The organism is Azospirillum sp. B4 (assembly GCF_000333275.1).
GTDB lineage: Bacteria > Pseudomonadota > Alphaproteobacteria > Azospirillales > Azospirillaceae > Nitrospirillum.
Genome location: NZ_BACU01000128.1, coordinates 1 through 7,390 on the forward strand (window position 1 = coordinate 1; position 7,390 = coordinate 7,390).

The 7,390-nt window shown below is 68.7% G+C and carries 7 protein-coding genes and 3 pseudogenes; 9 read left to right on the forward strand and 1 reads right to left on the reverse strand.

What is annotated here, in order from left to right; genetic code table 11:
- From I55_RS06050 to arsB, 8 genes and pseudogenes are all read left to right on the forward strand, one after another.
- Positions 1-230, forward strand: a pseudogene (locus tag I55_RS06050) (acyl-CoA dehydrogenase); the annotation flags it as partial.
- A pseudogene (locus I55_RS06055) lies at positions 217-966 on the forward strand (GTP 3',8-cyclase MoaA); the annotation flags it as partial. The pseudogenes I55_RS06050 and I55_RS06055, both read left to right, overlap by 14 nt.
- Positions 967-1,117: 151 nt before the next feature.
- The gene (locus I55_RS06060) at positions 1,118-1,981 is read left to right on the forward strand and encodes an NAD kinase (protein WP_083900882.1); all 864 of its coding nucleotides are present in this window, start codon (positions 1,118-1,120) and stop codon (positions 1,979-1,981) included.
- 254 nt (positions 1,982-2,235) lie between these two features.
- Positions 2,236-3,000: an arsenical resistance protein ArsH gene (gene arsH / locus I55_RS06065; protein ID WP_044559604.1), complete on the forward strand. Its 765-nt coding sequence runs from the start codon at positions 2,236-2,238 to the stop codon at positions 2,998-3,000.
- A gap of 4 nt (positions 3,001-3,004) precedes the next feature.
- Complete coding sequence (locus I55_RS06070) at positions 3,005-3,352, forward strand: helix-turn-helix transcriptional regulator (RefSeq protein WP_044559605.1); 348 nt, start codon at positions 3,005-3,007, stop codon at positions 3,350-3,352.
- A pseudogene (gene arsC, locus I55_RS38245) lies at positions 3,349-3,756 on the forward strand (arsenate reductase (glutaredoxin)); the annotation flags it as partial. The gene I55_RS06070 and the pseudogene arsC, both read left to right, overlap by 4 nt.
- A 57-nt stretch (positions 3,757-3,813) precedes the next feature.
- The gene (locus I55_RS38250; RefSeq protein ID WP_286364290.1) at positions 3,814-4,179 is read left to right on the forward strand and encodes a GNAT family N-acetyltransferase; all 366 of its coding nucleotides are present in this window, start codon (positions 3,814-3,816) and stop codon (positions 4,177-4,179) included.
- Positions 4,180-4,203: 24 nt separating this feature from the next.
- The gene (gene arsB / locus I55_RS06080; RefSeq protein WP_044559606.1) at positions 4,204-5,256 is read left to right on the forward strand and encodes an ACR3 family arsenite efflux transporter; all 1,053 of its coding nucleotides are present in this window, start codon (positions 4,204-4,206) and stop codon (positions 5,254-5,256) included.
- Positions 5,257-5,319: 63 nt separating this feature from the next.
- Here the strand turns inward: arsB and I55_RS06085 are convergent, their stop codons facing one another.
- Positions 5,320-6,180 carry an N-formylglutamate amidohydrolase gene (locus I55_RS06085; RefSeq protein WP_044559607.1) on the reverse strand — a complete coding sequence of 287 codons (861 nt, stop codon included), beginning with the start codon at positions 6,178-6,180 and terminating at the stop codon, positions 5,320-5,322.
- A 214-nt stretch (positions 6,181-6,394) separates the two neighbouring features.
- On the opposite strand from I55_RS06085, the gene I55_RS06090 reads away from it, so the two are divergent.
- The coding region (locus I55_RS06090; protein WP_044559608.1) for a succinylglutamate desuccinylase/aspartoacylase family protein at positions 6,395-7,390 on the forward strand (996 nt) is incomplete at its 3' end.

Sequence of the window (7,390 nt, forward strand, 5' to 3'; positions counted from 1 at the left end):
CGGCCCCCTTCGATGCCGAGGTCGGCGGCCTGCAACTGCCGCAGCTGGCTTACAGCGCGCCCATGCCCCAGTTCATGGCGGCCAACGTGGCCACGGCGGCGTATCCCATGCTGACGGCCGGCAACGCCCGGCTGCTGGTCCGCTTCGCGGACAAGGCGCTGGTCCGGGCCTGCGCCCTGCCGGAGATCGAGGGCCGCTACTTCGGCACCATGTACTGGCGCCTTGGATGAGCTGACGCTGACCACCAACGGCAGCCAGCTCGCCAAGTACGCGGCCGGGCTGTATGCCGCCGGCGTGCGCCGGGTGAACGTCAGCCTGGATACCCTGGATCCCGACCGATTCCAGGCCATCACCCGCTGGGGGAAGCTGGCACCGGTGCTGGATGGCATCACCGCCGCCAAAGCCGCCGGTCTGCACGTCAAGATCAACTGCGTGGCGCTGCGCGGCGTGAACGACCGCGAGGTGCACGACCTGGTCGCCTGGTGCGGGCGCGAGGGTCATGACCTGACCTTCATCGAGGTCATGCCGCTGGGCGACATGGACGAGGCGGGCCAGGGCGGTTCCGTCCGCGCCGACCAATACTGGCCGCTGTCCCTGCTGCGCGCGGAGCTGGCCAAGCGCTGGACGCTGACCGACCTGGCCGTCACCACCGGCGGCCCCGCCCGGTACGCCCGGGTGGAGGAAACGGGCGGGCGCGTCGGCTTAATCACGCCGATGACCCATAATTTCTGCGAAAGCTGCAACCGCGTGCGGCTGACCTGCACCGGCATGCTGTACATGTGCCTGGGCCAGGACGACGCCGCCGACCTGCGCGCCGTCATGCGCGGCGCACCGCAGGATGATGCCGTCCTGCTGGACGCCATCAAGGAAGCCATCGCGCGCAAGCCCAAGGGCCATGATTTCATCATCGACCGGCGCCAGAAGACCCCGGCCGTCGCCCGGCACATGAGCGTCACCGGCGGCTGACATTCCCGCGCGACCGAGGGGCCAGACACCGGTTTCCAGCGCGGCATTCCTTTGCCGGCATGTATCCGTTAAGGTAGCCATCCAATTCAGGTTAACGGGCCCCTTCCGGTTAACAGGCCCGCGCCCCCGCCCAGGATCAAACGTAGGCGCCATGCTCGACCAGTCCACGCGGCCCCCCATACGCGCCGCCGGCCAGGCAGCCGTTCCCAGTGACGGGGAAGCACCTGCCCAGTGTGAGCCGGTGGCCCTGCCTGCCAAGCCGGCCTTCTGCATCGTCGCGTCCGAGACGCCGGAGGCGGAGACAGCACGCCAGACCCTGTCCGAACGCTACGGCGCCGTCCGGGCGGAGGACGCGGACGTCATCGTGGCGCTAGGCGGTGACGGTTTCCTGCTGGAAACGCTGCATCGCTATCTGCCGCTGTGCAAACCGGTCTATGGCATGAACCGGGGCTCCGTCGGCTTCCTGCTGAACACCTTCAGCCCGCGGGGGCTGACCGACCGTGTGCGCCGGGCGCAGCGGGTGGCGCTGAACCCCCTGCGCATGGTGGCCGTCAACGCCCAGGGGCGGCATGAGGCCCTGGCCTTCAATGAGGTATCGCTGCTGCGCGAAACCCGCCAGGCCGCCAAGCTGCGCATCAGCGTGGATGGGGTGGAACGCCTGTCGGAACTGGCCTGCGACGGGGCGCTGGTCTCCACCCCCGCCGGCAGCACCGCCTACAACCTTTCGGCCCACGGGCCCATCGTGCCGCTGGGTGCCGGCATCCTGGCCCTGACCCCCATCAGCGCCTTCCGCCCCCGCCGCTGGCGCGGCGCCCTGCTGCCTCATACCGCGAAGCTGCAGTTCGACATCCTGGAAGGCGCCAAGCGACCAGTCAGCGCCGTGGCCGATTTCACCGAGATCCGCGATGTCGCCCGGGTGGAGGTCTGCGAAGACCGCAGCGTGGCGTCCATCCTGCTGTTCGATCCGGAAATGAACCTGGAAGAGCGGATCCTCAAGGAGCAGTTCACGCCTTAGCGCACGAGTGGTCCAGACGGGCAGGGCCGAAACATGCGCCACATTGCGGACCAAAGCGGTGGAGGTTTTGCGGCGTTTCAACGGCAGCCAGAAAAACTCCAGGCTCCCGCCCGGCCGTTCTTTTTGACAATTATCGAAATAACGATTGACCCATTCGTCATCGGCGTATATTTCGATGATTCTGGAAATATGGATTGCTTGTGCCGCCCATGGATGGCGAATGAGCCAAGCACAGCCGGGGGAGTCACGATGGCATGATGGATCTGCCGAATATCGATACCGCCCAGTTCGACATTCCCAATCAGGCCGCGCTCACGCCCAAGCGGATTTCCACCCACCCGCCGCGCATCCTGCTGCTCTACGGTTCGCTGCGGGAACGTTCCTACAGCCGCTTCCTGACGCAGGAGGCCGCCCGCCTGCTGGAGCGGTTCGGATGCGAGACCCGCATCTTCGACCCCGCCGGCCTGCCGCTGCCAGACAGCGTGCCACCCACCCACCCCAAGGTCGCGGAACTGCGGGAGCTGTCCATCTGGTCCGAGGGCCAGGTCTGGTGCTCACCCGAACGGCACGGCACCCTCACCGGCGTGTTCAAAAGCCAGATCGACTGGCTGCCGCTGGAGACGGGCAGCGTCCGCCCCACCCAGGGCCGCACCCTGGCGGTGATGCAGGTGTCGGGCGGCAGCCAGTCCTTCAACGCGGTGAACGCGATGCGGGTGCTGGGCCGCTGGATGCGGATGGTGACCATCCCCAACCAGTCGTCGGTGGCGAAGGCCTATCAGGAGTTCGACGACGACGGCCGGATGAAGCCGTCCTCCTACTACGACCGCGTGGTCGACGTGATGGAGGAACTGGTGAAGTTCACCCTGCTGGTGCGCGACCGCGCCGACTACATGGTCGACCGCTACAGCGAGCGGAAGGAGGCCGCGGCCAAGGAGCCGAAGCCCGACCTGGGTGCCCCTGATTTGGGTGCGATCGCCATGAGCCATGAGACGCCGGCGCCACCCGCCGGGACGGTGTGACGCCATGGAACCGAAAGCCGCCATTGATGCCTTCGCCGCCCTGGCCCAGGAGACCCGGCTGAGCGTCTTCCGCCTGCTGGTCCAGACGGGTCCCAACGGGCTGACCGCCGGCGACGTCGCCGCCAGCGTCGGCGTGCCGGCCTCCACCCTGTCGCACCACCTGGGCATCCTGGAGCGGGCGGGCCTTCTGCGCTCCTGGCGGATGCAGCGGCAGATCTTCTACGCCACCGACTACGAGGGCACCCGCCGCCTGCTGGCCTTCCTGATGCAGGACTGCTGCCAGGGCCGCCCCGAGCTGTGCGGCACCGGCCTGACCGACCTAGCTGCCTGCTGCCCGGAGCAGGTGCCATGAGCGGCGTCACGATCTACCATAACCCCGCCTGCGGCACGTCGCGCAACGTCCTGGCCATGATCCGCCAGGCCGGTATGGAGCCCGAGGTGATCGAGTACCTGAAGGCGCCGCCCAGCCGCACCCTGCTGGCCGACCTGATCCGGCGTATGGGCGTGCCCGTGCGCCAGGTGCTGCGCCGCAAGGGTACACCCTATGCGGAATTGGGCCTGGAGGATCCGAAATGGTCCGACGACCAGCTGCTGGATTTCATGATGGCCCACCCCATCCTGATCAACCGGCCCATCGTGGTGACGCCTCAGGGCGTAAAGCTTTGCCGGCCGTCGGATGTCGTCTTGGAGCTGCTGCCCGACTTGGCCTGCGCGGACTTCGACAAAGAGGAAGGGGTGCCCTTCCTGAAGGATGAGCCGATCCTGGCCTCCGACCCCGGCCTGGTGGCCGCCCTGCTGGCCGCCAGCCTGCCGGTGGAAGACCTGGCCAACGGCGAGGCCCGCTTCTTCGCCTATTGGACCCTGGGCGGCACACCGGCGGGCTATGGCGGCTACGTGCCGCTGGGCGCGGACATCCTGGTCCGTTCCGTCACGGTACCGGCAACGATGCAGGGTAAGGGCATCGGTCGCAACCTGGTGGCCCTGCTGCTGCGCCGCGCCTGGGAGGAAGGGCACCAACGGGCCTGGCTGCTGACCACCTCCGCCAGCGGCTTCTTCGAGAAGGCCGGGTTCAAGCCCATTCCCCGCGACCGAGCCCCGGCCGCCGTCCTGGCCACGCCCCAGGCCCAGGATCTGTGCCCCTCCTCCGCGACGCTGCTGTCGCGGGCCATCACCGTCTGAGGCCCCCCGAAAATGTCTGGCCCCATGTCCCGCTTCGAACGCTACCTCAGCCTGTGGGTGGCGCTGTGCATCGTCGCCGGCATCGCCCTGGGCCATTTACTGCCCGGCCTGTTCAGCGCCGTGGCGTCCGCCGAGGTGGCCAAGGTCAACCTGCCGGTGGCGGCCCTGATCTGGCTGATGATCGTCCCCATGCTGCTGAAGATCGACTTCGGTGCCCTGGCGCAGGTGAAGGAGCATTGGCGCGGGGTGATGGTCACCCTGTTCATCAACTGGGCGGTCAAGCCCTTCTCCATGGCGCTGCTGGGCAGCCTGTTCATCGGCACGTTGTTCGCCGGCCTGTTGCCGGCGGGCCAGGGCCCCTCCTACATCGCCGGCCTGATCCTGCTGGCGGCCGCACCCTGCACCGCCATGGTGTTCGTCTGGTCCAACCTCTGCCAGGGCGAGCCCCACTTCACCCTAAGCCAGGTGGCCCTGAACGACCTGATCATGGTGTTCGCCTTCGCGCCCCTGGTGGGCCTGCTGCTGGGCGTGGCCTCCATCGCCGTGCCCTGGGCCACCCTGGCGCTGTCGGTCGCCCTTTACATCGTCGTGCCGGTGGTGGTGGCGCAGGCCTGGCGCAAGGCGCTGCTGGCGGGTGGGGAGACGCGGCTGAAGCGGGTCCTGTCCGTCCTGCAGCCGCTGTCCCTGGTGGCGCTGCTGACCACCCTGGTGCTGCTGTTCGGCTTCCAAGGGGAGCAGATCCTGGCCCAGCCGCTGGTGATCGCGCTGCTGGCCGTGCCTATCCTGATCCAGGTCTACCTGAACGCCGGCCTGGCCTACCTGCTGAGCCGCCGCCTTGGCGTGGCCTGGTGCGTGGCGGCGCCGGCGGCCCTGATCGGCGCCAGCAACTTCTTCGAACTGGCCGTGGCCGCCGCCATCAGCCTGTTCGGCCTGAACTCCGGCGCCGCCCTGGCCACGGTGGTGGGCGTGCTGGTCGAGGTTCCGGTCATGCTGTCAGTAGTGCGTTTCGTAAAGGCCAGCCGGCCCTGGTACGAGCGCGGGGCCGTCGCGCCCGCGGCGTCCCACGGGTCCAAATGACTTTCGCGCCCGGTGTTCGACCGTGCCGCCGGGTTTTCCCGCCGGACGTTATTCCGTGGCGACCTACTCAGCCGCCAGGCGGCGGTCGCCGGCGCGGGCCAAGGCGAAGGCATGGATGGCGCGCATGAGGCTGTCCAGGTCGTGGGACAGGCGCCAGAAACCATCGTGGCGTTCCAGCGTCTCCTCATCCATGTAGAGACGCCGGTCGATCTCCAGCTGCAGGCTGTGGCGGCCCCGGGTGGGGGCGCCATAGCGGCGCACCAGTTCGACCCCCTTGTAGGGGTCGTTATGGCGCACGCGATAGCCCATGCCGCGCAAGGTGGCCGCCACGAAACGGCTAAAGGACGGGTCGCAGCAGACGCCATCGCGGTCGCCCAGCACGAAATCGGCGCCGGCATCGCCCGTACCCAGGGTGGGCATGGAGTGGCAGTTGATGTGCCAGACCTGGCCGAAGCGGGCATGCAGGCCGTCCAGGGCCGCCTTCAGCTGGGCGTGATAGGGGCGCCAGTAACGCTCGATCCGCCCTTGCACCTCCTTCACCGTCAGCTTGGCGGCGTACAGCCCCTCCCCCGGCCGGCTGACGGTGCGCACCAAGCCCATGCCATGACGGCTCTTTTCCGACGGGTTCAGCGGGCCGGGCCAGGCGTCGGCCAGGCAGGCGGGGTCGATGTCATCCTCCGCCCGATTCACATCGATATAGCTGCGGGGAAACAGGGCGTGAAGCAAGGTGGCGCCCAGGGACGGCGCGCGGGCGAACAGCTCATCCACATGCGCGTCTTCCGACTGCCGCAGCAACATCAGCGGGCAGCGCGGAGTGAAGCCCAGGGGATAGGCGGAACCGCTGTGGGGCGAGTCATAGACGACGGGAACGGGCGTGCCCTCGGGATCGTGGCGCACCAGCACATCATCCATGGTGAATTTCATGCGACCCTCACAACCACCGGCAGCGCCCTTGCAGCGGGAAGCGCCTGTAGGCCCCACCATAGCGCAGGGCCGGCCATCCCGTCCCTTTTCATGACGCTTCGGACCCGGCACTATTATCAACGCGGCCCTTTCGGGCGACCAATCGAAAAAGGGCGGCGATGGTTCCAGCAGACAGACGGTGCGCGGCTCTGAACCAACCGGTCGGTGGCCGCTGATGTGGGATCGGCCCGGCCCATCGGCCACCAACGCGGCGCTGGCCATGCCCGATCTGCGCGCTCATCGCGCCGGCAATATGGGTGTGCCCTATGTCTGGCGGTTCGAAGCCAAGGCCGAGGGACCGCATGTCGCCATCGTCGCGCTGATGCACGGCAATGAGCCCTGCGGCGCCGTGGCCCTGGACCGGATGCTGCGGCGGGGCCTGCGGCCGGCGCGCGGCAGCTGGACGCTGGCCTTCGCCAATCCCGACGCGGCGATGGGCGGCCGCCTGTTCGGCTCCGCCGCACCGCCCGCCCGTTACCTGGACCGGGACATGAACCGCCTGTGGGCGGGCGCGCGGGCGGACCTGCTCCCGGGCAGCCTGCCCCCCGTCTTCCCCCAGGGCCGGGAGCAGGCGCGCGTGGCCGCCCTGGCGCCGCTGATCCTGACCGCCGACCTGCTGCTGGACCTGCATTCCATGCAGGTGCCCTCACCCGCCCTGACCCTGTGCGGACGTTCCGCCCGCGCGCGCGCGCTGGCGGTGCGGATGGCCGATCCCGGCTGGGTGGTGGCGGATGACGGTCATGCCGACGGCATGCGCCTGATCGACCATCCCCGCTTCACGTCTCCCGCCGGCAGCGCCGCCGCCATCCTGATGGAATGTGGCCAGCATTCCGCCCCCCTGGCCGGCATCCAGGCCTGGCGCGGGCTGATCCGGTTCCTGGCGGAATCGCAGACCCTGGACGCCGCGACAAGCCGCACCCTGCTGGCAGAGATCAACGCCCCGGCAGGGCCGCTGCCCCGACCCACGGTGGTGGACGTGACCCACGTGATCCAGGCGGAAACGGACGATTTCACCTTCGTCCGGCAATTCCAGGGGCTGGAGCGTGTCGCCAATGCCGGCACCCTGCTGGCCCTGGACGGCAAGCGCGCCGTCCACACGCCCTATGACGACTGTGTGCTGGTCATGCCCACGCGCACACCGCGCCGGGGGCAGACCACCGTGCGCCCTGGG